Source organism: Brevundimonas sp., assembly GCF_041648115.1.
Classification (GTDB): Bacteria; Pseudomonadota; Alphaproteobacteria; order Caulobacterales; family Caulobacteraceae; genus Brevundimonas.
This window is the reverse complement of record NZ_JBAZPR010000004.1, coordinates 1-22821: the sequence shown is the minus strand read 5'-3', so window position 1 is coordinate 22821 and position 22821 is coordinate 1. Positions and strand designations below refer to the sequence as shown.

At 66.1% G+C, this 22821-nt stretch carries 24 protein-coding genes, 1 tRNA gene and 1 pseudogene; 10 read left to right on the top strand and 16 right to left on the bottom strand.

The window, feature by feature from the left end:
- Positions 1-40 precede the first annotated feature (40 nt).
- The gene (locus tag WC597_RS04540) at positions 41-532 is read left to right on the top strand and encodes a pentapeptide repeat-containing protein (RefSeq protein WP_372692074.1); all 492 of its coding nucleotides are present in this window, start codon (positions 41-43) and stop codon (positions 530-532) included.
- Between the two features lie 81 nt (positions 533-613).
- A complete protein-coding gene (locus tag WC597_RS04535; RefSeq protein ID WP_372692073.1) occupies positions 614-1501 on the top strand; it encodes a pentapeptide repeat-containing protein in 888 nt (295 codons plus the stop codon).
- Between the two features lie 127 nt (positions 1502-1628).
- On the opposite strand, the gene aspS is transcribed toward WC597_RS04535, so the two are convergent.
- A complete protein-coding gene (aspS, locus tag WC597_RS04530; protein WP_372692280.1) occupies positions 1629-3461 on the bottom strand; it encodes an aspartate--tRNA ligase in 1833 nt (610 codons plus the stop codon).
- 164 nt (positions 3462-3625) lie between these two features.
- Here aspS and WC597_RS04525 point away from each other — a divergent pair, with 164 nt between their 5' ends.
- The 5 genes from WC597_RS04525 (at position 3626) to WC597_RS04505 (ending at position 10550) form a co-directional block, all read left to right on the top strand.
- A complete protein-coding gene (locus WC597_RS04525; RefSeq protein WP_372692072.1) occupies positions 3626-3913 on the top strand; it encodes a YciI family protein in 288 nt (95 codons plus the stop codon).
- An 86-nt stretch (positions 3914-3999) separates the two neighbouring features.
- Positions 4000-4680, top strand: coding sequence for a chromosomal replication initiator DnaA (locus WC597_RS04520; protein WP_372692070.1), 681 nt, complete (start codon positions 4000-4002; stop codon positions 4678-4680).
- Between the two features lie 82 nt (positions 4681-4762).
- Entirely contained in the window at positions 4763-6979 is a 2217-nt protein-coding gene (locus WC597_RS04515; protein ID WP_372692069.1) for an RNA degradosome polyphosphate kinase, read from the top strand.
- Positions 6979-8466, top strand: a complete 1488-nt coding sequence (locus WC597_RS04510) for a Ppx/GppA family phosphatase (RefSeq protein WP_372692068.1) — start codon at positions 6979-6981, stop codon at positions 8464-8466. The genes WC597_RS04515 and WC597_RS04510 overlap by 1 nt, the downstream gene beginning before the upstream one ends.
- 107 nt (positions 8467-8573) lie before the next feature.
- Positions 8574-10550: a M61 family metallopeptidase gene (locus WC597_RS04505; protein WP_372692067.1), complete on the top strand. Its 1977-nt coding sequence runs from the start codon at positions 8574-8576 to the stop codon at positions 10548-10550.
- 183 nt (positions 10551-10733) lie between these two features.
- Here the strand turns inward: WC597_RS04505 and WC597_RS04500 are convergent, their stop codons facing one another.
- On the bottom strand, positions 10734-11411 hold the full coding sequence (locus WC597_RS04500; RefSeq protein WP_372692065.1) for a type 1 glutamine amidotransferase domain-containing protein: 678 nt from the start codon (positions 11409-11411) through the stop codon (positions 10734-10736).
- A gap of 121 nt (positions 11412-11532) precedes the next feature.
- Here WC597_RS04500 and WC597_RS04495 point away from each other — a divergent pair, with 121 nt between their 5' ends.
- On the top strand, positions 11533-12450 hold the full coding sequence (locus tag WC597_RS04495; protein WP_372692064.1) for a PHB depolymerase family esterase: 918 nt from the start codon (positions 11533-11535) through the stop codon (positions 12448-12450).
- Between the two features lie 134 nt (positions 12451-12584).
- Here the strand turns inward: WC597_RS04495 and rplL are convergent, their stop codons facing one another.
- Positions 12585-12968, bottom strand: coding sequence for a 50S ribosomal protein L7/L12 (gene rplL, locus WC597_RS04490; protein ID WP_135193045.1), 384 nt, complete (start codon positions 12966-12968; stop codon positions 12585-12587).
- A 62-nt stretch (positions 12969-13030) separates the two neighbouring features.
- Positions 13031-13546 carry a 50S ribosomal protein L10 gene (gene rplJ / locus WC597_RS04485; RefSeq protein WP_372692063.1) on the bottom strand — a complete coding sequence of 172 codons (516 nt, stop codon included), beginning with the start codon at positions 13544-13546 and terminating at the stop codon, positions 13031-13033.
- 318 nt (positions 13547-13864) lie between these two features.
- On the opposite strand from rplJ, the gene WC597_RS04480 reads away from it, so the two are divergent.
- On the top strand, positions 13865-14572 hold the full coding sequence (locus WC597_RS04480; RefSeq protein ID WP_372692062.1) for a glutathione S-transferase: 708 nt from the start codon (positions 13865-13867) through the stop codon (positions 14570-14572).
- Positions 14573-14578: 6 nt separating this feature from the next.
- Here WC597_RS04480 and WC597_RS04475 read toward each other — a convergent pair whose 3' ends face one another.
- From WC597_RS04475 to WC597_RS04465, 3 genes are all read right to left on the bottom strand, one after another.
- A complete protein-coding gene (locus WC597_RS04475) occupies positions 14579-15028 on the bottom strand; it encodes an NUDIX hydrolase (RefSeq protein WP_372692061.1) in 450 nt (149 codons plus the stop codon).
- A gap of 123 nt (positions 15029-15151) precedes the next feature.
- Entirely contained in the window at positions 15152-16213 is a 1062-nt protein-coding gene (locus WC597_RS04470) for an AI-2E family transporter (RefSeq protein WP_372692059.1), read from the bottom strand.
- 90 nt (positions 16214-16303) lie between these two features.
- Positions 16304-16720 (bottom strand): winged helix-turn-helix transcriptional regulator, encoded by a 417-nt coding sequence (locus WC597_RS04465; protein ID WP_372692058.1) that lies wholly within the window; start codon positions 16718-16720, stop codon positions 16304-16306.
- 53 nt (positions 16721-16773) lie between these two features.
- Between WC597_RS04465 and WC597_RS04460 the strand changes: the two genes are divergently transcribed.
- Positions 16774-17382 (top strand): NAD(P)-dependent oxidoreductase, encoded by a 609-nt coding sequence (locus tag WC597_RS04460; protein WP_372692056.1) that lies wholly within the window; start codon positions 16774-16776, stop codon positions 17380-17382.
- Here the strand turns inward: WC597_RS04460 and WC597_RS04455 are convergent.
- The 9 genes and pseudogenes from WC597_RS04455 to tuf all read right to left on the bottom strand — a co-directional run.
- The gene (locus WC597_RS04455; protein ID WP_372692055.1) at positions 17376-17921 is read right to left on the bottom strand and encodes a DUF2059 domain-containing protein; all 546 of its coding nucleotides are present in this window, start codon (positions 17919-17921) and stop codon (positions 17376-17378) included. The genes WC597_RS04460 and WC597_RS04455 overlap by 7 nt on opposite strands.
- Positions 17922-18028: 107 nt before the next feature.
- A complete protein-coding gene (gene rplA / locus WC597_RS04450; RefSeq protein WP_159844895.1) occupies positions 18029-18718 on the bottom strand; it encodes a 50S ribosomal protein L1 in 690 nt (229 codons plus the stop codon).
- Between the two features lie 3 nt (positions 18719-18721).
- On the bottom strand, positions 18722-19153 hold the full coding sequence (gene rplK / locus WC597_RS04445) for a 50S ribosomal protein L11 (RefSeq protein ID WP_372692054.1): 432 nt from the start codon (positions 19151-19153) through the stop codon (positions 18722-18724).
- A gap of 393 nt (positions 19154-19546) precedes the next feature.
- On the bottom strand, positions 19547-20122 hold the full coding sequence (gene nusG / locus WC597_RS04440; RefSeq protein ID WP_314120681.1) for a transcription termination/antitermination protein NusG: 576 nt from the start codon (positions 20120-20122) through the stop codon (positions 19547-19549).
- A 13-nt stretch (positions 20123-20135) separates the two neighbouring features.
- Entirely contained in the window at positions 20136-20450 is a 315-nt protein-coding gene (gene secE / locus WC597_RS04435) for a preprotein translocase subunit SecE (RefSeq protein ID WP_372692053.1), read from the bottom strand.
- 70 nt (positions 20451-20520) lie between these two features.
- Positions 20521-20596, bottom strand: a tRNA-Trp gene (locus tag WC597_RS04430).
- Positions 20597-20691: 95 nt separating this feature from the next.
- Positions 20692-22026, bottom strand: a complete 1335-nt coding sequence (locus WC597_RS04425) for a hemolysin family protein (protein WP_372692052.1) — start codon at positions 22024-22026, stop codon at positions 20692-20694.
- A gap of 96 nt (positions 22027-22122) precedes the next feature.
- Positions 22123-22257 (bottom strand): hypothetical protein, encoded by a 135-nt coding sequence (locus WC597_RS04420; protein ID WP_372692051.1) that lies wholly within the window; start codon positions 22255-22257, stop codon positions 22123-22125.
- Positions 22258-22603: 346 nt separating this feature from the next.
- Positions 22604-22821: pseudogene (tuf, locus tag WC597_RS04415) on the bottom strand (elongation factor Tu); the annotation flags it as partial.

The following is a 22821-nucleotide window of genomic DNA, read 5'->3' as shown; positions in this document are numbered from 1 at the left end:
AGGGTTTGCTGCAAGACGATCAAACGTCGGAGCCCGGTCCATGAAACGCACACTCACCCTCGGCCTGATCGCCGCCCTGCTGGCCGTCGCCGCGCCCGCCCTGGCCCAGAACGCCAGCCAGATCGCCAGCGTGAAGCGCGGCGCGTCCTGCGCCGGATGCAACCTGTTCCAGGGCGACTTCTCGGGGCTGGAGGCGCGGGGCCTGAACCTGACCGGCTCACGCCTGCGTCAGGCGGACCTGAGCCTCAGCGTCATGAACCGCACGCGGTTTTCCAACACCGACATGCGCGACGTGGAGGCCTATGGCGGCGTCTTCTCCGGCTCGAACTTCTCGCGCGCCAACCTGACCAACGCCAGCTTCGTCGGCGCCTATCTGGAGGGCGCAAGCTTCTCGGGCGCGACCTTGTCGGGAACCAATCTGTCAGGCGCCCAGCTGACGCGAGCCACCGGCCTGACCCAGGGCCAGCTGAACCAGGCGTGCGGCGACGGCTCCACCGTTTTGCCGCGGGGTCTGCGCATTCCCGCCTGCTGAGGGTCGCCGACCTTGCGCGGATTTAACGAAGTTACCTCGATTTAAGTAGGTGCAGCAGGGGTTTCGGGGCATTCAGGTCTCGTGAAACAGATCGCTGAACATATCCGGTTCCGACCCTCGCTGGCGCTTCTGGCACTAGGCGCGGCGCTCGTCGCCTCTCCCGCCTTCGCCGGGGTCGAGATGTCGATGCAGGACCGCGACGTGGCGCGTTCTGTCTCGCTGGGCGGATCGTGCAACCGCTGCGAACTGTCGGGCCGCAACCTTTCGGGCGCCACCTTCACCGGCGCCAGCTTCATGAACGCCACACTGGTCGGGGCCAATCTGCGCGGCGCCGAGATGATGGGCTCCAACTTTACCGGCAGTGATTTCAGCCGCGCCAATCTGTCGGGCGTCGAGATTGTCGGCGCCAACTTCACCTCCGCCAACTTCACCGGCGCCAGCCTGGTCGGGGCCGAAGCGCAGGGATCGTCCTTCGTTCGCGCCAACCTGAGCCGCGCCGACCTGTCGGGCGGCGAGATGCACGGCGTGAACTTCAACGGCGCGACCCTGGCGGGGACCAACTTTTCGAACAGCGAACTGTTCGGGGCGACGATCACCAATGTCCGTGCGGCCGGCGCCAACTTCTCCAACGCCGAGGTCAACGCCTCCAACCTGTCGGGCGGCGACTTCTCGAACGCGGACTTCTCGAACACCAGCCTGGATGGCGCGCGGCTGAGCGGCGCCAGCTTCTCCCGCGCTGACTTCTCCAACGCCTCCCTTCGCCGCGCCGACATCCGCGGGGCCGACCTGTCGAGCGCGCGCGGCCTGACCCAGGACCAGATCAGCGAGGCCTGCGGCGACGGCTCGACCCGCCTGCCCGGTCGCCTGACGGCCCAGGCCTGCCGCAGCAGCTCGATCCGCATCATCCGCTCGCCGCCCGCCCCTCCGGCGCCGCCGCGCGTGCGAAACTTCGTCAACGCCGGAAACTGAGGCTCGCTTCCTTTTTCGTCATCCTCGGGCTTGTGGCGAGGGTGACGAGGTTTGGAGACGACAATTTTTCAGAAAAAAGGGGACGCCGCGAGGCGTCCCCTTTGTCTTGTGCGGCGATGGCGCCCGATCAGACCTTGATCGGCAGCGCCGTGCGGATGTGGACATCCTTCAACTGGCGCTCTTCCGCCTCGGTCGGGGCGTTCATCAGCAGGTCCTCGCCCTGCTGGTTCAGCGGGAAGGCGATGACCTCGCGGATGGCCGTCTCGCCGGCCAGCAGCATGACGATGCGGTCGATGCCGGGAGCCAGGCCGCCGTGCGGCGGCGCGCCGTAGCGGAAGGCGTTCAGCATGCCGCCGAACTGTTCCTCGACCACCGAGGCGTCATAGCCCGCGATCTCGAACGCCTTCAGCATGATCTCTGCCTTGTGGTTCCGGATCGCGCCCGAGCACAGCTCATAGCCGTTGCAGACGATGTCATACTGATAGGCGCGGATGGTCAGCGGATCCTGACCTTCCAGGGCCTCCAGCCCGCCCTGCGGCATCGAGAAGGGGTTGTGGCTGAAATCGACCTTCTTCTCTTCTTCCGACCATTCGAACATGGGGAAGTCGACGATCCAGCAGAATTTGAACTGGTTCTCGTCGATCAGCTTCAGCTCCGTGCCCACGCGGGTGCGGGCCAGGCCGGCGAACTTGGCGAAGGTCGAAGGCAGGCCGGCGGTGAAGAAGGCGGCGTCGCCCTGGCCCAAGCCCAGCGACGACATCAGGGCCTCGGTCGGCTCCTGACCCAGGTTCTTGGCGATTGGGCCGCCCCAGGCGCCCTGATCCTCGGACCAGAAGATATAGCCCAGACCCGGCTGGCCCTCGCCCTGCGCCCAGGAGTTCATGCGGTCGCAGAAGGCGCGCGAACCGCCGGTCGGGGCCGGGATCGCCCAGACGGCGTTCTTCTCGTCCGCGCCCAGGATCTTGGCGAACAGGCCGAAACCACCGTCGCGGAAGTGGTCGGACACGACCTGCATCTTGATCGGGTTGCGCAGGTCCGGCTTGTCCGAACCGTACCAGGCCATCGACTGGGCATAGGTCAGACGCTCGAAACCCTTGTGCTCGAACGTCTCGCCGAAGTCGTTGGTGAAGACATGGGCGCCGTCGATGGGCGACACCGGCTTACCCTCGCCGAACTCCTCGAACACGCCGTGCATCAGCGGCTCGATGGCGGCAAAGACGTCTTCCTGCGTCACGAAGCTCATCTCGACGTCGAGCTGGTAGAATTCCAGCGAACGGTCGGCGCGCAGGTCTTCGTCACGGAAGCAGGGCGCGATCTGGAAATAGCGGTCGAAGCCCGAGACCATCAGCAGCTGCTTGAACTGCTGCGGGGCCTGCGGCAGCGCATAGAACTTGCCCGGATGCAGGCGCGACGGCACCAGGAAGTCGCGCGCGCCTTCCGGCGACGAGGCCGTCAGGATCGGGGTCTGGTATTCCAGGAAACCCTGGCCGACCATGCGCTGGCGGATCGAGGAAATGACCCTGGAGCGCAGCACGATATTCTTGTGCAGGCGCTCGCGACGCAGATCCAGGAAGCGGTTGGCCAGGCGGATATCCTCGGGATACTCCTGATCGCCAAAGACCGGCATCGGCAGTTCGGCGGCTTCCGACAGCACCTCGACGCCCTGGACGCGGACTTCGATCTCGCCGGTCGGCAGGTTCGGGTTCACCACGCCGGCCTCGCGAGCCACGACCTCGCCGTCGATCTTGATCACGCTCTCGGCGCGCAGACGTTCGACAGCCGCGAAGCCCGGCGTCTCGGGGTGCAGCACCAGCTGCGTCAGGCCGTAATGGTCGCGCAGATCGATGAACAGCAGGCCGCCGTGATCGCGCTTCCTGTGCACCCAGCCGGACAGGCGAACGGCGGAACCGGCGTCGGAGGCGCGCAGGGCGCCGCAGGTATGAGAGCGATAGGCGTGCATGAAACGAACCGTCTGGAGTATCTGGCGGTGGAATCCGACGCCGTCGGCGCCCGAAATCGAAGCGGCGTAGGGCGCATCATCGCCCCGGAAAGTCAAGGTTTCAGCCGTTGCAAAGCCTGCCGCCACACATGATATCTGGCGCTCCTGTCCCACCCGAGGCCGCCATGTTCATCGTCACCATCACCTACACCCAGCCGATCGAAGCCATCGAGGCGCGGACGGTCGAGCATCGCGAATGGCTGGACACCCATGTCGCAAGCGGCCTGATCATCGCCGCCGGGCCGATGGTGCCGCGCACGGGCGGCATTCTGGTGGTGCGCAGCGGCGGCACGAAAGAAGAGCTGGAAGCCCTGTTGAAGGCCGATCCGTTCCAGGTCCACGGCCTGGCCGACTATCAGGTCACCGAGTTCAAGGCCGGCAAGTTGAACCCCGCCCTGGCCGAATTCGCCTGATTCCATCCACAGGGGCGAGGTTCGCTCCCCGGAACCAACAGAGCGGGCCTGACGCGGTTAACTGTGGCCTCTGCTAAGACGGGGTCATGACCGCGCTGAGCGCCCTGCCCCGTCCGACCGCCGAACAGCTGCGTCTGCCGCTGGAGCGTCATGTCGTGGGCGAGGCCTTCGTGACATCCGACAGCAACGCCGAGGCGGTGCGCGTGCTGGCGCGCTGGCCCGACGGCGCGGGGGCGGTGCTGGCCCTGCATGGGCCGGCGGGATCGGGCAAGAGCCGCCTGGCCGCCGACTGGGCCGAACGGGTCGGGGCCGTGCCGCTGAACGGCGCCGAGGCCGCCGTGATGGATCCGCTGGAGCTGGAAGGCAGGCCCGTGCTGCTGGACGGGGCGGCCGATGCGGACGACGAGAGCCTGTTTCACCTGATCAACCTGGCCAACATCGGCGGCGGCGCGCTTTTGCTGGTGTCGCGCTCGGCGCCGCGTCAGTGGTCGGTGGACCTGCCCGATCTGCGTTCGCGCCTGGACGCTGTGCGCGCCGTCTGCATCGCCGCGCCCGACGACGCCGTCCTGTCGGCCATCCTGCGCGCCCGGTTCGCCGAGCGCAGCATCACCCCGGCCGACGACGTGATCGACTATCTGGTGCGCCGCCTGGATCGGTCGGCCGACACCGCCGCCGATGTCGTCGCGAGACTGGACGCCCTGCATCGCCCCGTCACCCGCGTCCTCGCCCGCCAGGCGCTGGATGAGATGGACGCCGCTTCGGAATAGAGGCTGTCGATAAGCGCCGACCTGGGCGACATTTTCGCCCTGCCCGCTTGCGGCCGTCACACGCGCGCGCGAGAACCGGGTCATGACCGACGCCGCGATCCATGACGACACCCGAGGCGAGGAGGTTCCCGCCTCTCGCGCCCCTCAACTGGCGCTGAGCGAGGAGCTGATGGCCTCGCCGACCCGTTTCTTCAATCGCGAGATCTCGTGGCTGGCGTTCAACGAGCGCGTGCTGGAAGAGGCGGCCAACCCCAATCACCCGCTGCTGGAGCGGCTGCGCTTTCTGTCCATCTCGGCCAATAACCTGGACGAGTTCTTCATGACCCGCGTCGCCGGCCTGAAGGGTCAGTTGCGCGAGCGCATCCGCGTCCTGTCCGCCGACGGCCTGACGCCGGGCGAGCAACTGGATCAGATCAACGTTTCGGCCGGCGAGTTGATGGCGGAGCAGCAGCTGCGCTGGCGTCAGCTGAAGAAGGAACTGACCGTCGCCGGGATCGAGGTCGTCGATCGCCAGCGCATCACCAAGACCGAGCGCGAACGGCTGGAGCCCGAGTTCCTGAACCAGCTTTTCGCCGTCCTGACGCCACTGGCCATCGACCCGGCGCACCCCTTCCCCTTCCTGCCCAACCTGGGCTTCTCGCTGGCGCTGAAGCTGAAGCGCAAGGGCGAGACCAAGACGTTTTACGCGCTCGTGCCGGTGCCGACCCAGGTTCAGCGGTTCTGGCAACTGCCCACCGACGGTCGGTCCACGCCGGGACATAAACGCTTCATCACGCTGGAAAACGTGCTGCTGCTGTTCATCGACCACCTGTTTCCCGGCTGCGACGTCATGGAGAAGGGCGTGCTGCGCCTGATCCGCGATTCGGACATCGAGATCGAGGAAGAGGCCGAGGATCTGGTTCTGGAGTTCGAGGAGGCGCTGAAACAGCGTCGCCTGGGCTCGGTCGTGCGGGTCAAGATCGAGGCCTCCATGCCTTCCGATCTGCGCACCTTCATCGTCGGCGAGCTGGAGGCCGCGCCCCAGGACGTGGTGCTGGTCGACGGGATGCTGGGTCTGGCACAGTTGTCCGACCTGATCCCCGGCGGCCACCCGGACCTGAAGTTCAAGGGTTATGAGCCCCGCTATCCCGAACGCGTCCGCGACAACGGCGGCGACGTCTTCGCGGCCATCCGCGAAAAGGATTTGCTGATCCACCACCCGTTCGAGAGCTTCGACGTTGTGGTTCAGTTCCTGCGTCAGGCCGCCCGCGATCCCAACGTCATCGCCATCAAACAGACGCTGTACCGCACCTCCAAGGACAGCCCCATCGTCGCCGCCCTGATCGAGGCGGCCGAGAACGGCAAGAACGTCACCGCCCTGGTCGAGCTGAAGGCCCGGTTCGACGAGGAGGCCAATCTGCGCTGGGCGCGGGCGATGGAACGGGCCGGCGTCCACGTCGTCTTCGGCTTCGTCGAATACAAGACCCACGCCAAGCTGAGCGTCGTCGTGCGGCGCGAGGGCGAGGCGCTGAAGACCTATTGCCACTTCGGCACCGGCAACTATCACCCGGTCACGGCCAAGGTTTACACCGACCTGTCGCTGTTCTCCTGCGACCCGGTGCTGGGGCGCGATGCGACCAAGGTGTTCAACTACATCACCGGCTACGCCACGCCCGATCATCTGGAAGCTGTGGTCGTCTCGCCGTTGAACATGAAGTCCACGCTGATCGAACTGATCGGAAAGGAGATGTCGGCCGCCGCCATAGGCAAGCCCGCCGCCATATGGGTCAAGCTGAACTCGCTGGTCGATGTCGAGATCATCGACGCCCTGTATCGCGCCAGCCAGTGGGGCGTGCGCATCGACCTGGTGGTGCGCGGCATCTGCTGCCTGCGTCCCGGCGTGCCGGGTCTGTCGGAGAACATCCGGGTCAAGTCCATCGTCGGACGCTTCCTGGAACACAGCCGCATCGTCTGTTTCGCCAACGGCAAGGATCTGCCGCACGACAAGGCCAAGGTCTTCATCTCTTCGGCCGACTGGATGACGCGCAACCTGGACCGCCGGGTCGAGCTGATGACGCCGATCCGCAACGCCACCGTCCACGACCAGGTGCTGGACCAGATCATGGTCGCCAATCTGAAGGACGACGCGCAAAGCTGGGTTCTGGACGCAGAAGGGCGCTATACCCGCGTCACCCCTGCGGACCCGGAGCGGCCGTTCTCGGCCCACAAATACTTCATGACCAACCCCAGCCTGTCGGGACGCGGCCGCAAGGCCAAGAGCCTGCCTGCCGTCCTGCGCTATGAGCGTCCGGGCCGTTGATGCCCACCGACACGCTTACCGACCGCGACATCGCCGCGATCGACATCGGTTCCAACTCGGTGCGGCTGGTGCTGTACAGGCTGGAAGGCCGCGCGATCTGGACCGTCTACAACGAGAAGGTTCTGGCCGGCCTGGGCCGCGACCTGCCGACGACGCGCAGGCTCTCGCCCGAGGGCGTCGTCATGGCGATGACGGCCCTGCGCCGTTTCGCCGCCGTGCTGGAAGGCGTCCGCCCCGACACGACCCTGATCGCCGCCACCGCCGCCGTGCGCGAGGCCATCGACGGGCCGGAGTTCTGTGAACGCGTCGCCGCCGAGACCGGCCTGACCATCCGCGTCCTGTCGGGCGAGGAAGAGGCGAAATACGCCGCCATGGGCGTGCTGGCCGGCGCGCCTCTGGCCCATGGCGTCTCGGCCGACATGGGCGGCGCCAGTCTGGAGCTGACGCGGCTGAACGGTCACGGCGTCGAAAACGGCCTGACCCTGCCGCTGGGGCCGTTCGCCCTGGCCGAGGGCAAGGGGTTCGACGCCGACCGCATCAAGGTCCGCATCGATCAGGCCCTGAAACCCGTCGCGGCACAGTTCCAGAGCGAGCGCCTCTATGCCGTCGGCGGCGCCTGGCGGACCCTGGCCCAGGTGCAGATGGCGCTGAAATCCTATCCGCTGAAGGTCGTGCATCAGTATCAGATGTCGGCCGAGGACGCGTTGGAGACCGCGCGCCTGGTCGCCCAGCAATCGGTCGCCGGCCTGACCAAACTGCCGGGCGTGTCCAGGAAACGGGCCGAGACCCTGCCCTATGCCGGACTGGTGCTGGAGGGGTTGATCAAGCACCTGGGCCTGAAACAGATCGAGATGTCCGCCTGGGGCGTGCGCGAGGGCCTGTTGTTCGAGACGCTGGACGAGGCGACGCGCGGGGCCGATCCGCTGTTGGCGGGCTGCACGGCGCTGGGCGGTCGGCAAGGCGTGGCCCTGACCCTGCCCGGCGCCTTGAACGGCTGGATTTCCGAGATCGTCGCCGCCCTGCCTGCGGTGTTCGGCGAGGAACGCGACGCGGTCCTGGTCGGCGCCGCCTGCCGTCTGGCGGACCTGGGCGCACGCCTGCATCCCGATCACCGGCTGGAGCTGGTGTTCGACCAGGTGCTGCGCGCGCCGGTCGCGGGCATCAGCCACGTCGAGCGCGCCTTCCTGGCCAGCGCCATGAACGCCCGCTACGGCGGCGCCCCCGCCACGCCCCAGCCCGAAATCATCGACCGGCTGCTGAACGGCGACGCCGCCAAACGCGCCCGCGCCATCGGCCTGGCCATCCGCCTGGCCTGCGACCTGTCAGGCCGCTCGCCACAACTGCTGGCCAATGCGACCGCGCGGGTGAAAGGCGGCGACCTGCGCCTGACAGCGACCGAAGGCTATGCCGACGTCCTGCTGGGCGAACAGACGAAGAAACGCGCCAAGGCCTTGGCCGAAGCGATGGACCTGGGACTGAAAATCTAACGACGACGTCTCCTCCCCGCTTCGCAGGGAGGAGACACAACGCCACGCTTGACGCATCGCGCCCCGCCCCCGACGGTGCGGCTTCCCCTGCCGACCCGGATGACCTGATGCCGCGTACCCGCCTGACCGCCGCCTGCCTCGCCGTCCTGATGACGGCCGCCGCCGCTCCGGCGATGGCCCAGACCTTCCGGTCCACCCCCGTCATCACTGACGCCACCCAGGCCCCGCTGGCCCTGCCCCGCGCCCAGCCGACCATCCCCGCGCCGCAAGACAAGCCCTATCCCGGCGTCATCCAATACCGCGCCGACATCACCGATCTGGACCGCCGCATCATCAGCGTCAGCCAGACGATCCCCGTCGCCGGTCCCGGCCCGCTGACTTTGCTCTATCCGAAGTTCCTGCCCGGCAACCACGCCGCCACCGGCCCGATCCAGCTCATCTCCGGCCTGACCGTGACCGCCAACGGCCAGCGGATCGAGTGGCTGCGCGACACGCTGGACCCTTACGCCTTCCACCTCGACATCCCGGCCGGGGTCACCAGCATCGACGTCGCCTTCCAGCAGCTGACCCAGCCCGACAGTTCCAACTGGCGCGTGCTGATGACCCCGGCCATGGTCAATCTTCAGTGGGAGAAGGCCATCCTCTATCCGGCCGGCTATTTCAGCCGCCAGATCCAGGTCACCCCGAGCGTGGTCCTGCCCGCCGGCTGGAAATACGGCACGGCCCTCAGCACCGCATCCCAGAAAGGCGACGTCGCGACCTTCGCGACGACCGACCTCTACACCCTGATCGACAGCCCCATCTTCGCCGGCGCCCACTATCGCCGCGTGGACATCGACCCGACGGGCGACCGCGTCCACCTGAACATCCTGGCCGACGAGGCCAAGGGCCTGGCCGCCACAGACGACCAGCTGAAGCTGTTCGAGAATCTGGTGACGCAGGCCGACCGCCTGTTCGGCGCCCGCCACTTCGACGACTACGAGTTCCTGTTCGCCCTGACCGACCAGATGGGCGGCATCGGCCTGGAGCATCACCGCTCATCCGAAAACACCGGCGCGCCCGACTTCTTCACCAACTGGACCAAGAGCGCCGGGGACCGGGGCCTGCTGCCGCACGAATACACCCACTCGTGGAACGGCAAGTTCATGCGCCCGGCGGACGAGCTGACCGCCAACCACAACGTCCCGACCCAGAACACCCTGCTGTGGGTCTATGAGGGCCAGACCGAATACTGGGGCGATGTGCTGGCCGCCCGCGCGGGCCTGCATTCCAAGGAGGTGGCGCTGGCCACCCTGGCCAGCGTCGCCGCCTTCTATGACGAGCAGCCGGGTCGTCAGTGGCGCGCGCTGCAGGACACCAACAACCACAATCTGCTGGGCTACCGCGTACCGGGCCAGTTCACCTCGTGGATGCGCGGCACCGGCGACTACTACCGCGAAAGCCTGCTGGTCTGGCTGGACGCCGACACCCTGATCCGCGAGAGCACGAACGGGCGCAAGTCTCTCGACGACTTCGCCAGGGGCTTCTTCGGCCACGACGACGGCGAATGGTCGCCCCAGGGCTATCGGTTCGAGGATGTGGTCGCGGCCCTGAACGCCGTCTATCCGCACGACTGGGCCGGGTTCCTGCGCAGCCGCCTCGACGCCGTCGGGCCGGACGCCAAGGCGCCCCTGGCCGGGATCGAGCGTGGGGGGTGGCGACTGACCTACACCGACACGCCGTCGGCGGCGGAGAAGTCGGTCCAGACCGGCTGGGCCAATGACTTCCAGTATTCGCTGGGCTTCACCCTGACGGCGGACAAGCTGACCAACATCCGCTGGGGCGGCCTCGCCTTCGAGCAAAGGATCGGCGCCGGCTGGAGCCTGGTCGCCGTCAATGGCAAGGCCGGCTCGGCCGAGGTTTTGCGCGACGCCGTGACCGCCGCGAAAGGGACCGACGCCCCCATCGAACTGCTGCTGAAATCCGGCGACCGCTTCCGCACCGTGGCCTTCGCCTATCACGACGGCCTGCGTTACCCGCGCCTGGAGCGCATCGAGGGTACGCCGGACCGCCTCTCGGACATCCTCGCTCCAAGACGGCGCTAGAACGGTCACCTCCCCATCGGCGAAGGCCGATGGGGAGGACAGGCGGGAGCGTCAGCGAGCGCCAGGAGGGGGAAACTCGGTGGCTGAAGCTCTTGGGGTCATCCCAACCGTCGGAGTCGCCCCCTCCTGATCGCTAGCGCGATCTGTCCTCCCCACGCGCCTTCGCGTGCGGAGAGGTAAGCCCTACTTCAACAGCCCCAGCAGGGCCTCGGCCGCTTCACGCGACGAACCCGGGTTCTGACCCGTCACCAGCTTGCCGTCGGTCAGCACATACGACCCCCAGTCCGGCCCCTTGGAATAGTCGCCGCCATTGGCGATCAGCACGTTCTCGACCAGGAACGGCACCACGTCCGTCAGGCCCACGGCATCCTCTTCGGAGTTGGTGAAGCCCGTCACCTTGCGCCCGTTGACCAGCGGCTTGCCGTCCGCGCCGTTCACGGACTTCAGCACGCCCGGCGCATGGCACACGAAGCCGGTCGGCTTGTCCGCCTTGGTGAAGGCCTCGATCAGGGCGATGGAGTCCGCGTCATTGGCCAGGTCCCACAGCGGCCCGTGACCGCCGGGATAGAAGACGGCGTCGAAATCATCGGCCTTCACCGACGACAGGACGACGGTCGAGGCCAGCAGGCTTTGCGCCTCGGCATCGGCCTTGAAGCGGCGGGTGTCGTCGGTCTGGGCGTCGGCGTCGTCGCTCTTGGGGTCCAGCGGCGGCTGTCCGCCCTTGGGCGAGGCCAGCACGACCTGCGCGCCCGCATCCTTCAGCGCGTAATAGGGGGCCGCCAGTTCTTCCAGCCAGAAGCCGGTCTTCTTGCCCGTGTCGCCGAGTTGATCGTGCGACGTCAGCACCAGCAGGATGTTCATAGGGGGAGGCTCCGTCTCTTGGGGTGTCCACAGATGGGAAGCCGCACGCCGCGCCTCAAGGCTGGCTTCCACGGCGAAATCCCCTCACCCTGCCGGCTGCATTCACCAGAGGCGAAGTCGCATGAAGCGTTGGATCGGACTGCTCGCCGCCCTGCTGGGCCTGATGACTTTCACCCAGGCGGCCCAGGCGTCAGCCCCCTGCGGCATCGGTCAGGCGGGCGCGACCCAGGCCGTCACCATCGGCCGCACCGGCCGCACGATGCAGATCCACCTGCCCGCCGGCTTCGACCCCGCCAAACCCGCGCCGCTGGTCTTCATCCTGCACGGCAGCGGCGGCACGGGCGAGAAGATGCTGGCCTCGTCTCGGCTGGCGGAAACGGCGGACCGGCACGGCTTCATCGTCGCCGCGCCCGACGCCGGGATCCCGGTCGAGCGGGGCTTCGTCTGGAACATTCCCGGCGTCCCAACCATCACCGGCGCGGTTCCCGGCCCCAACGACGCCGACGACGTCGCCTATCTGACGACCGCCATCCGCTATCTGGCGGACCAGGGCTGCGTCGATGACAGCCGCGTCTATGCCACCGGCCTGTCGGGCGGCGGACGGATGACCTCGTGGTTGGGATGCGTCGCCGCCGACCGGTTCGCCGCCATCGCCCCGGTCGTGGGCCTGCGCGCCGGCAATCCGAGGAAGGACCGACCGGAAGAGCCCGATCCCGCCACCTGCCGCCCCTCGCGCCCCATGCCGGTCATCGCCTTCGCCGGCGACGCCGACACGACCAATCCTATCCAGGGCGGCGGCGCAGGCTATTGGCATTACACCATGCACGCTGCCGAACAGCGCTGGGCCCAGCTGAACGGCTGCGCCCAAATCCGCGACACCCGCTGGGTCGCCGACAAAGTCTATGAGGAAGGCTACGCCGCCTGCCGCGACGGCGCGGACGTGGTGGGCCGCATCGCCGCCGGCGGCGGCCATAGCTGGGTCGCCGACAACGACGCCCTCTGGGCCTTCTTCGCGACGCGGACACGCCCGCAGAACTGATACAGACCAAGCCCTAGCCGTAGCGCCGTCCATGGGCCTCAAGTAGCGCTCCGCGCGGTAGGCCCCAAAAAGAAAAGACCCGGCGGTTTCCCGCCGGGCCTTTCCGATATTCAGCAAATGCCGAAAGTCAGATCTTACTTGATCTGGACCTTGGCGCCGGCTTCCGTCAGCTTCTTGGCGACTTCGTCGGCGTTCTGCTTGGAGACGTTCTCGACGACGTTCTGCGGAGCGCCTTCGACCAGGTCCTTGGCTTCCTTCAGACCCAGGTCCGAACGCACGCCACGGACTTCCTTGATCACGTTGATCTTCTTGTCGCCACCGTCCAGCAGGACGACGGTGAACTCGGTTTGCTCTTCGGCAGCTTCAGCCGGAGCACCGCCACCGGCAGCCGGAGCAGCCATGGCGACGGGAGCAGCGGCGCTGACGCCCCACTTTTCTTCAAGCAGCTTCGACAGTTCAGCGGCTTCGAGAACGGTCAGAGCGGACAGGTCTTCGACGATTTTGGCGAGATCAGCCATTGTCAGTTTTCCTTCGGAGGATTGGTTTTAGAGAGTGATGCAGAGATGAAAGGCTGGGCCGCTTACGCGGCTTCCTTGGTGGCGTAGGCGTTGAACACGCGAGCCAGCTGACCGGCGGGTGCTTGCAGCACGCCAGCGATACGAGTCGCAGGCGCGTTGAGCAGGCCGATGAGTTGGCTGCGGACTTCGTCGAGCGTCGGGAGCTTGGAAAGAACTTCCACGCCCTTTTGGTCGACGACGGTGTCGCCCATGAAGCCGCCGATGATCTTGAAGCGATCATTGGCCTTGGCGAACTCGGTGGCGACCTTGGCGGCCGTACCGGGGTTCTCGGAATAGGCGATGCCCACGGGACCCTTGAACAGGGCGTGGAATTCGCTGCCTTCTTCGGCTTCGAGCGCCTTCAGCGCCAGGCGGTTCTTGACCACCTTGAACGCGCCGCCTTCTTTACGAAGGCGACCACGCAGATCTTCCATTTCCGCAACGGTCAGACCCAGGTTTTGGGTCACGACCACGGAGCCGGCGTCGGCGAATACGCCCTTGAGCGTTTCGATCGACTCGGCTTTTTGAGCGCGGTCCATTGCGGTCTCCAGTCTTGGTATTCGCCGCCGGGCTTATTCCCGACGACGGATTGGCCAAAGCGCCGTGCATCGCTGCAAAGCGTTAAAGCCGGTCGTATTGTCCGAAGGATGCGTCTGACGGCGTCCGTCCCGGAATGCGGGCTGACAGCGCAGGGTCGCGTCCCCATCTCCCCACGGCGTCAGAGGGCTCTCTGACAGTTATGGCCTGGGTGACCCCCACGCCCCGAAGTTCTCGGACAGGACCGCCAAAGGAATGAACCAGTGACGGGAAGCGGCGCTCTTACAGGGACGGATCACGGAAATCAAGGCAGGGATCGCATGGCCTATGAACTCTATTACTGGCCGACCATCCAGGGGCGGGGCGAATTCGTCCGGCTGGCGCTGGAGGCGGCCGGCGCCGACTACGCCGATGTCTCGCGCCAGGACGACGGCGAGGCGATGATGAAGTTGATGGCCGACGCCGCCACGCCGCCCTTCGCCCCGCCCTTCCTGCGCCTGGGCGACCGAACCGTCGGACAGGTCGCGGCCATCCTGGCCTGGCTGGGTCCGCAATTGGGCCTGAGCCCCAATGGCGACAGCGACCGCGCCTGGCTGAACCAGATCCAGCTGACCTTCGCCGACCTGGTCGCAGAGGCCCACGACACCCACCACCCGGTCGATCTGATGGCCTATTACGACGATCAGAAGCTTGAGGCCGCTCGACGCGCCGAGGGCTTTCGCAAGGATCGGATCGCCAAATTCCTCGGCTGGGCCGAACAGGTGCTGGACCGAAACCCGCATAGTTCGGACTGGATGGTCGGCAACCGCCTGACCTATGCCGACCTGTCGCTGTTTCAGGTGGTCGAAGGCCTGACCTACGCCTTTCCAAAGGCGTCGGCCCGCGTCCTGAAGACGACGCCCCACGTGGTCGCCGTCCGCGACCGTGTCGCCGCCCTGCCCCGCATCGCCGCCTATCTGGCCAGCGAACGCCGCATCCCCTTCAACGAAGACGGCATCTTCCGCCGGTATCCCGAACTGGACGGCTGAGGTCGCTCAATCTTCCAGGGGCGTGGCGTCGAAGTCGCGGATCAGGGTGGCCAGATCGGGCTCGTGCACCAGATCCGCCGCCTCGCTCAGGCTCATCCAGCGGCGCTCGCGCTGGTGCGCCTCGGGCCAGGCGCCCAGCTGGACCAGCACCTGAAGCGGATAGACCGAAACCACGCACTGGCGCGCGCCGCCGTCCTTCAGTCCCTTGGCGTAGCGGAAGACGCCGATGGAGGTCTGGTCCATCTCGCCTCGCACTCCGGCCTCTTCCATGGCTTCCTGAGCGGCCGCCTCGGGATCGGTCTTGCCGACCATCCGGCCGCCCTTTGGTATGACCCAGCGGCGCGTCTCGCGCGAGGTGATCATCAGTATCTGACGACCGTCTTCCGTCTGGCGCCACGGCAGTGCCGCGACCTGACGGGTCTCGGACCGCGCCGTGCGTTTGGTGCCCGACGGCATCAGGCGCGGTTCCGCGAGGATCGGGTCTTGGGACAGGCCATGCGACGTTTTGCACCAGCGAAAGGATCAGCGCGTTCCAAAGGTGATCGCGCCGCCTGCGTCAAGCGAACTGACGCAGGCGTCCTATTTTTCGCCGGGCGCCTTGGCATCGGGATCCCCTAGGACGTCCTGTCGATACAGCATGGTGATCAGGGTGTGCAGCACCAGCGCCAGCGGCGTGGCGAACAGCACGCCCAACGGCCCGAACAGGGTGCCGATCCCCACCACGGCGAAGATGCCCAGAACGACCGGCAGGTTCGCCACATTCTTCTGCACCATCGGCGTAATGAAGTTGCTCTCCAGCTGGGACACCACGACATAGAGGGCCAGGGTCATCAGGGCGGTTTCCCACCCCTGGGTCGCCCCCACCAGAACGGCCGGAACGGTGGAAACGATCGGCCCGACGATCGGCACGAACTGCGCAAGGCCCGTCAACAGGCCCAGGCCCAGGGCCGAGGGCACGCCGATGATCGTCAAGCCTACGCCCGTCAGCGTGCCGACCAGCACCATCGAGAACAGTTGCGCCTTCAGCCAGCCCTTCAACGCCTTGCCACAACTGTTCAACACCTCGCGCAGCCGAGGCCGACGGTCCATCGGAACCATCGACAGCAGGCCTTCGCGCGACTTGGCGGGTTCGATGGCCAGGAACACGCCAGCGACGATCACCAGAACCATGGTCGTGACGCCGGAGGCGAAGCCCAGCGCGAACTTCTGCGCCACCTGCAAAGCCTGGCCGGCGCGCCCGCCCAGACCTTGCAGCTGCTCCAGCAACTGCGCGGCATAGGGCTGGGCCTGGATCCACGACTGCACCTGGTCCCACCCCTGAGGCACGACGGCGGACAAGGCCACGACCTGCTCGGTGATCTGGGCGCCGAACAGGGTCAATATTCCCGCCAGCACGGCCACAACGATCAGCAGAGACAGAAACACCGCCAGCGGATCCGGCGCCTTCAGCCAGCGCACGATGGGATCGGCCAACGCCCTCAGGATAACCGCGACCACGATGGCGCCGAAGATCAGCAGCCACAGCGTCTGCAACGTCACGATCAGCTGGACCGCGAAATAGGCCGAGACCAGCACGATGGCGCCGAACGCCAGCCGCCCCTTCCACGGGTCGCCGCCGCTCACATCAGGCTTGTCGCCCATCAATTTTCCCAGTCCGAACATGTCGCCCCCTTCAAGGTCGCGACAGGAACGCAGTTCGAACGTGGCCGTTCGCCGCACCCGATAATAAAGTCAGTGGGGGTCGGGCGACCGCGCGTCATAGGCCGTTTGGGCCGCCGCGACCTGGGGCATCCGGGTCTCGGCCCAGTCGATCATCGACTGCATGGCGGCCATCAGGGTGCAGCCCAGCGGCGTCACCGCATAGGTCACCGACACCGGCACGGTCGCCACGACGGATCGCGACACCAGGCCGTCACGCTCCAGCGACTTCAGCGTCTGGCTCAGCATCTTCTGCGACACACCATCGACCCGCTGCTTCAGCGCGTTGAACCGGATCGGCCCCTCGCCCAGCACGATCAGGATCAGGGTGCTCCACTTGTCCGCGATCCGGTCGAGCAGTTGCCGCGTCGGACAGTTCGCCGCGAACACGTCGCCGCGAGTCCAGGTTTCCTGAAGGTGACCAGGTGTGTGAAAGGTGCCGTCTTGCATGGCTGCATCCCATAGCGCACCTGGTATCCATTGGATACCCAAAGGAGCCTTCCATGAAAGTCACAGTCCTCGGCGCCAGCGGTCGCGCCGGCTCGGAAATCACCAGGGAACTCGCCGCGCGCGGTCACACGGTCACGGCCATCGCGCGCAAGCCCGAGGCCATCCCCGCCGCCGACGGCGTCACACCCGTCGCGGGCGACGCCTCGGACGCCGCCGCGCTGGCCGAACTGATCAAGGGTTCGGACGCCGTCATCAGCGCCCTGCATTTCGACGTGCCCGCCGAGACGGTTCTGAGCGCGCTCAAGACCGCCGGCGTGCCGCGCCTGCTCGTCACGGGCGGCGCCGCAAGCCTGGAGGTCGCACCCGGCGTCCGCCTGATCGACACGCCCGAGTTCCCCGAGGAATGGAAGGTCTTCGCCCAGGGCGGCATCGTCTTCCTGGACGCCCTGCGCCACGAGACAGACATCGACTGGACCTTCTTCTCGCCCGCCGCCGTGATTGAGGAAACGCCCCGCCTGGGCCATTTCCGCACCGGAACGGATCAGTTGGTCGTGGACGACAAGGGCGAGAGCAAGATCGGCTTTTCCGACTACGCCATCGCCATGGTGGACGAACTGGAAAACCCCCAGCACAGCCGTACCCGGTTCACGGCGGCCTACTGAGAACTTTGCGCCGCCTGGCCGCGCGCTGCGACGGCCATGGCGGCCTTCATCTCACGCCTCTGCTCCGGCGAGCATTCCAATCGATTGCACATCTGGTCGCCCATATCGGCCATCAGTTCCGGCATGATGCCTTGGATGGCCGTCGCGATCCGGGGCGCCGCCGCATAACTCTTGCTCATCAGCGAGCGGCCGACGACGCTCTGGTAGAAGGCGACGAGAGCCTGCAACTCCTCCAATGTGAAGATATCGGCGTAAATCGGCGCACTGACCTCGAACATCCGGGGCAACATGCTCGCGGTCGCCTCAGCCATCGCCTCGCGAACCTCTGCCGCCTGTTCCCCCGACAGGGTGGTCGATTCCGGCACCATCATCGCCATCATCTGACCCAGAGACGCACCCAACTGCTCGCCCTGGATCAGCGCGATGAACTTGTTGGCCAGAGCCAGTTTTTCGGCCGAAACGTCGGTCGTCTCGGCCATGGCCGCCGGCGCGGTCAGCAGGGTCAAGGCCAGGAGCAGGCCGCCGATCAGTCGTTTCATCTTATCCCCCAGTCAGGCGCGCATCCTGACGGCTGGGACCATATCCGGGCAAGAAAAAACGGCGGGGATCGCTCCCCGCCGTTCTTCAGTACCGGTTGTCTTTGGTCTTAGGCGCCCAGCGAGGACGGGTCGACCTTGAAGCCCGGGCCCATCGTCGAAGACAGGCTGATGCGCTTCACATAGGTGCCCTTGGCGCCCGACGGCTTGGAACGCACCAGGGCGTCCACGATGGCCTTCACGTTGGCTTCCAGAGCGTCCTGGGTGAACGAGACCTTGCCGATGCCGGCGTGGACGATGCCCGCCTTCTCGACGCGGAACTCGACGGCGCCGCCCTTGGCGTCCTTGACGGCCTGGGCCACGTTCGGGGTCACGGTGCCGACCTTGGGGTTCGGCATCAGGCCGCGCGGGCCCAGCACCTTACCCAGACGGCCGACCAGGGCCATCATGTCCGGCGACGCGATAACGCGATCGAACTCCATGAAGCCGCCGGCGATCTTCTCGTACAGATCTTCGGCGCCGACGTGTTCGGCGCCGGCTGCGGTGGCTTCGGCGGCCTTGGCGTCCTTGGCGAAGACGGCGACGCGAACGTCACGGCCCGTACCCGACGGCAGGTTCACCACGCCACGGACCTGTTGGTCGGCGTGACGGGGATCGACGCCCAGGTTGACGGCGATCTCAAGGGATTCGTCGAACTTCGACTTTGCGTTTTCCTTGGCCAGCTTGATGGCGTCGGAGAACGGCAGCAGGTCTTGGCTGACGCCGGTGCGGGCTTTTTGAGCCTTGGTTTGCTTGGCCATGGTTTAGCCCTCCACCACTTCGAGGCCCATCGCGCGGGCGGAGCCTTCGATGATCTTGGTCGCGGCGTCGAGGTCGTTCGCGTTCAGATCTTTCATCTTTTTTTCGGCGATCTCGCGCAGTTGCGAAACCTTGATCTTGCCGGCCGTTTCACGACCGACCAGCTTGGAGCCCGACTTCAGGCCCGTGGCCTGCTTCAGGTACCAGGTCGCCGGCGGCGTCTTGGTCAGGAAGGTGAACGACTTGTCCTGATAGACGGTGATCACGGTCGGAAGCGGGGTGCCCTTGGCTTCCTTCTCGGTGCGCGCATTGAACTCCTTGCAGAAGCCCATGATGTTCACGCCGCGTTGACCCAGAGCCGGGCCGATCGGGGGCGAAGGCGTGGCCGAACCGGCCGGCACTTGCAGTTTGATATAGCCGAGAATCTTCTTGGCCATTGGTCTCTCCTATGAATGACCCGACGACTGAACGCAGGGCCGGTGAGCCGTGGTGCGGCATGGCTGCCTCCCACGGATTTGACGCTCCACGAACCGAGGCCCGCCGAGCGAAGGCGCGCGTGTAACAGAGAGGGGGCGCAAAGGCAAACGGGGTGGACGAACGTCACCTCCCCGTCGGCGAAGGCCGATGGGGAGGACAGGCGGCGCGGAGCGACGCCAGGAGGGGGCGACTCGGTCTCTGACGTGGGCGTGGTCATCACGGCTGACGGAGACGCCCCCTCCTGACCGCTACGCGGTCTGTCCTCCCCATGCGCCTCCGCGCATGGGGAGGTGAAACGAAAGAAGCCGCGCCCTTTCGGACGCGGCTTCAAAATCTCGACGGACGCGTGAGCCTCAGCCCGCGACCTTCTCCACCTGGGCGTATTCCAGCTCGACCGGCGTGGCCCGGCCGAAGATGGACACCGCGACACGCAGGCGGGCGTGTTCTTCGTCCACGCTCTCGACCGAACCGTCGAAGCTGGCGAACGGGCCGTCGATGACCTTGACCTTCTCGCCGATGTCGAAGCGGATGGTGGGTTTCGGACGTTCGACGCCCTCTTCCACCTGGCCGATGATGTTCTGAACTTCACGTTCCGAGACCGGCAGGGGCTTGGTGCCGCCCGCGGCGCCCAGGAAGCCCGTGACCTTCGGGGTGTTCTTGACCAGGTGATAGGCCTGGTCGGTCATTTCCATCTTCACCAGCACATAGCCGGGGAAGAACTTGCGTTCCGAGTTCACCTTGCGGCCGCGACGGATCTCGACGACGTCCTCGGTCGGAACCAGGATTTCGGAGAAGGCGTCTTCCAGGCCCTGCTGCTTGGCCTGATCGCGCAACTGTTCAGCGACCTTTTTCTCGAAGTTCGAGTAGGCGTTGACGATATACCACTTGTGGCGCGGATTGGCGGGCTTTGCGGGCGCTGCATCGGTCATGGGCGCGTCTTTCTCAGGATCCGAGAGCGATGATATAGCGGAAGGCGAAGCCTAGGCCGGTGTCCACGATCCAGAAGAAGATCGCGGCGATGATCACCATGATGAAGACCATCACCGAGGTGATCCAGGTCTCCTTGCGGCTGGGCCAGACGATCTTGCGGCCCTCGGCGCGAACCTGGCTGAAGAATTGGCCAGGGCTGGTGCGGGGCTTCTTGGGCTCGGGCGAATCGACCGTGATGGCGGCGGCGCCCGCGGCTTGTGGCTTGGCGCCGATCTGCGGCTTTGCGTTGCCCTGAGGCCGCTTGCCGGGAGTTTTGGCCTTGGCCATCAGTTGCTCTTCACACAATTGTTCCTGTCGCCCCAGATGGGAAGTCCCATCCGGAAGCGACAGGGGGGATTGGCAGGAGTTGGGGGACTCGAACCCACGACCCCCGGTTTTGGAGACCGGTGCTCTACCAGCTGAGCTAAACTCCTAGACAACCGCTCGAACCCGGAGGTCCGTGCGTTCGCCAGAGGGGGGCGTATGCCCGACACCGCCCTGCATTTCAAGGGCGATGTGACACTTGCGACTAGTCTTCCAGATGCGCGGCGATGGCGGCCCGCTCGTCCTGGGCTTTGACCAGTTCCTTGAAGATCAGCTTGTCGATGCGGCGGTCGTCCATATCCACGACCTCGACCTCGAATCGGCCGACCTGCAGCACTTCGCCCTCGTCCGGCACGCGCGAGATCTGATGCAGAATCAGGCCGGCGACGGTGTGATAGCCTTCGTGCTCGCCGAAGTTCTCGCCCAGCTTGTCGGCCAGTTCGTCCAGATCGGTCTGGCCGTCGACCAGCCAGCTGCCGTCGGCGCGCTGATGGATCCAGGCCTGTTCCTCGTCGTGACCCTCGTTGAAGTCGCCGGCGATCATTTCCAGGATGTCGGTGGCCGTCACCACGCCTTCGAAGGCGCCGTATTCGTCGACGATGAAGGCCATGTGGACCTTGGAGCCCTTCAGGATCTCCAGTGCCTTCAGCACCGAGGTCGACTGGGGAATGAAGGCCGGTTCGGCGACCAGCGGCTCGATGTCGAACTTGCCATGCGTCAGCAGGCTGTCCAGCAGGTCCTTCTTGTGGACCACGCCCAGCGGATTATCGACGTCGCTCTCGCGCGCCACCACGATCCGCGAATAGGGGCAGGTGCGAATCTCTTCGCGCAGCATCTCCTCGGGGTCGTCCAGCGCGATCCAGAACACGTCATGGCGCGGCGTCATGGCCACCCGCACAGGACGGTCGCCCAGGCGCAGGATCTCTTCGATCATCACCTGTTCTTCGGGCTCGATCAGGCCGGCCGAGGTGCCTTCCGCAAGGATGGTCGCGACCTCTTCCTGAGTCACGTCCGAACCGTCGCGGTCCTTGACGCCCAAGAGCTTGAGGATGCCCGAGGTCGAGGCCGTCAGCAGCAGGACGAAGGGTTTCAGCACGATCGCCAGTTTGGAGATCGGGGCCGCCATCTTGGACGCCACCGCCTCGGGGAAGATCAGGGCGATACGTTTGGGCACCAGTTCGCCGATGATCAGCGACACATAGGTGATGCACACGACCACCAGGGCCGTGGCGAAGAATTCTGTGTAGGCGGTCAACGCCGGAAAGGCGACTTCCAGAATGCGGTCCAGCTCGCCGGCGATGGTCGCCTGGCCGTAAGCGCCCGCCAGAATGCCGATCAGGGTGATGCCCACCTGGACGGCGGACAGGAACTGAGTCGGTTCTTCGGACAGCTTCAACGCCGCCCTGGCCCCCCGGTCTCCCCGTTCCGCCCTCGCCTGAAGTTTGGATTTCCGCGAGGAGACGACCGCCAATTCAGTCATGGCGAACAAGCCGTTGAGCACCACCAGGAGCAGAACGACAGCAATAGCGATGAGTAACATCTAGGGGGTTTTGGGGACCGACGCGGCGCAACAGACGGCGTCCGCAACGCTACATTAGGGCAGGATCGCGTCCAGCGCCACGTTTTCCTTCGAGCCTCAGCCCGCCCGCCCCGCCTCAACCGAGCCATAGGCCCCCGAAACCGGCCGCCCGTCCGCATCATACTGGGTCGCGCAAGCGCTCATGCCCAGGACGGTGCCGATGAAAAGACCCAGTCGGATGGCGCGTCGCATTTGGTTGCCGAAAAGTTAACGTCCGTTCCGAACGTAAACCCCGGTTCCCGGTTGCAGGCAAGACGGCTCGCGCGAGGCGCGAGAATCCAAACGCACCTCCCCTCCCTCTCCCATAGGGAGAGGGCTTGAGCGCCCGAGAGCGCAGCGATCGGTCTTGCGCGAAAGGGTGAGGGGTTACGGTGTTTAACCCGGCCCACACCGCACCCCCTCATCCGGCTCTGCGAGCCACCTTCTCCCTATGGGAGACGGCAAGTGGTGGACGGCCCACAGCAAAACGGCCCCCGGATCGCTCCGGGGGCCGCTCTGTACGCTACTGGTCGGCACGAAGGCCGGATCGTTTCGTCGACTACTCGACGATCTTGGCGACGACGCCGGCGCCGACGGTGCGGCCGCCTTCACGGATGGCGAAGCGCAGGCCCTGGTCCATGGCGATCGGGGTGATCAGTTCGACGTTCAGCTCGGCGTTGTCGCCGGGCATGATCATTTCGACGCCTTCCTTCAGGTGAACGATGCCGGTCACGTCCGTCGTGCGGAAGTAGAACTGCGGGCGATAGTTCGTGAAGA

Bases quoted from the DNA above. Each gene is read 5' to 3' on its own strand.
- WC597_RS04540 (WP_372692074.1), top strand. From the start codon at position 41: ATGAAACGCACACTCACCCTCGGCCTGATCGCCGCCCTGCTGGCCGTC.
- aspS (WP_372692280.1), bottom strand. From the start codon at position 3,461: ATGCACGCCTATCGCTCTCATACCTGCGGCGCCCTGCGCGCCTCCGAC.
- WC597_RS04525 (WP_372692072.1), top strand. From the start codon at position 3,626: ATGTTCATCGTCACCATCACCTACACCCAGCCGATCGAAGCCATCGAG.
- WC597_RS04520 (WP_372692070.1), top strand. From the start codon at position 4,000: ATGACCGCGCTGAGCGCCCTGCCCCGTCCGACCGCCGAACAGCTGCGT.
- WC597_RS04515 (WP_372692069.1), top strand. From the start codon at position 4,763: ATGACCGACGCCGCGATCCATGACGACACCCGAGGCGAGGAGGTTCCC.
- WC597_RS04510 (WP_372692068.1), top strand. From the start codon at position 6,979: ATGCCCACCGACACGCTTACCGACCGCGACATCGCCGCGATCGACATC.
- WC597_RS04505 (WP_372692067.1), top strand. From the start codon at position 8,574: ATGCCGCGTACCCGCCTGACCGCCGCCTGCCTCGCCGTCCTGATGACG.
- WC597_RS04500 (WP_372692065.1), bottom strand. From the start codon at position 11,411: ATGAACATCCTGCTGGTGCTGACGTCGCACGATCAACTCGGCGACACG.
- WC597_RS04495 (WP_372692064.1), top strand. From the start codon at position 11,533: ATGAAGCGTTGGATCGGACTGCTCGCCGCCCTGCTGGGCCTGATGACT.
- rplL (WP_135193045.1), bottom strand. From the start codon at position 12,968: ATGGCTGATCTCGCCAAAATCGTCGAAGACCTGTCCGCTCTGACCGTT.
- rplJ (WP_372692063.1), bottom strand. From the start codon at position 13,546: ATGGACCGCGCTCAAAAAGCCGAGTCGATCGAAACGCTCAAGGGCGTA.
- WC597_RS04480 (WP_372692062.1), top strand. From the start codon at position 13,865: ATGGCCTATGAACTCTATTACTGGCCGACCATCCAGGGGCGGGGCGAA.
- WC597_RS04475 (WP_372692061.1), bottom strand. From the start codon at position 15,028: ATGCCGTCGGGCACCAAACGCACGGCGCGGTCCGAGACCCGTCAGGTC.
- WC597_RS04470 (WP_372692059.1), bottom strand. From the start codon at position 16,213: ATGGGCGACAAGCCTGATGTGAGCGGCGGCGACCCGTGGAAGGGGCGG.
- WC597_RS04465 (WP_372692058.1), bottom strand. From the start codon at position 16,720: ATGCAAGACGGCACCTTTCACACACCTGGTCACCTTCAGGAAACCTGG.
- WC597_RS04460 (WP_372692056.1), top strand. From the start codon at position 16,774: ATGAAAGTCACAGTCCTCGGCGCCAGCGGTCGCGCCGGCTCGGAAATC.
- WC597_RS04455 (WP_372692055.1), bottom strand. From the start codon at position 17,921: ATGAAACGACTGATCGGCGGCCTGCTCCTGGCCTTGACCCTGCTGACC.
- rplA (WP_159844895.1), bottom strand. From the start codon at position 18,718: ATGGCCAAGCAAACCAAGGCTCAAAAAGCCCGCACCGGCGTCAGCCAA.
- rplK (WP_372692054.1), bottom strand. From the start codon at position 19,153: ATGGCCAAGAAGATTCTCGGCTATATCAAACTGCAAGTGCCGGCCGGT.
- nusG (WP_314120681.1), bottom strand. From the start codon at position 20,122: ATGACCGATGCAGCGCCCGCAAAGCCCGCCAATCCGCGCCACAAGTGG.
- secE (WP_372692053.1), bottom strand. From the start codon at position 20,450: ATGGCCAAGGCCAAAACTCCCGGCAAGCGGCCTCAGGGCAACGCAAAG.
- WC597_RS04425 (WP_372692052.1), bottom strand. From the start codon at position 22,026: ATGTTACTCATCGCTATTGCTGTCGTTCTGCTCCTGGTGGTGCTCAAC.
- WC597_RS04420 (WP_372692051.1), bottom strand. From the start codon at position 22,257: ATGCGACGCGCCATCCGACTGGGTCTTTTCATCGGCACCGTCCTGGGC.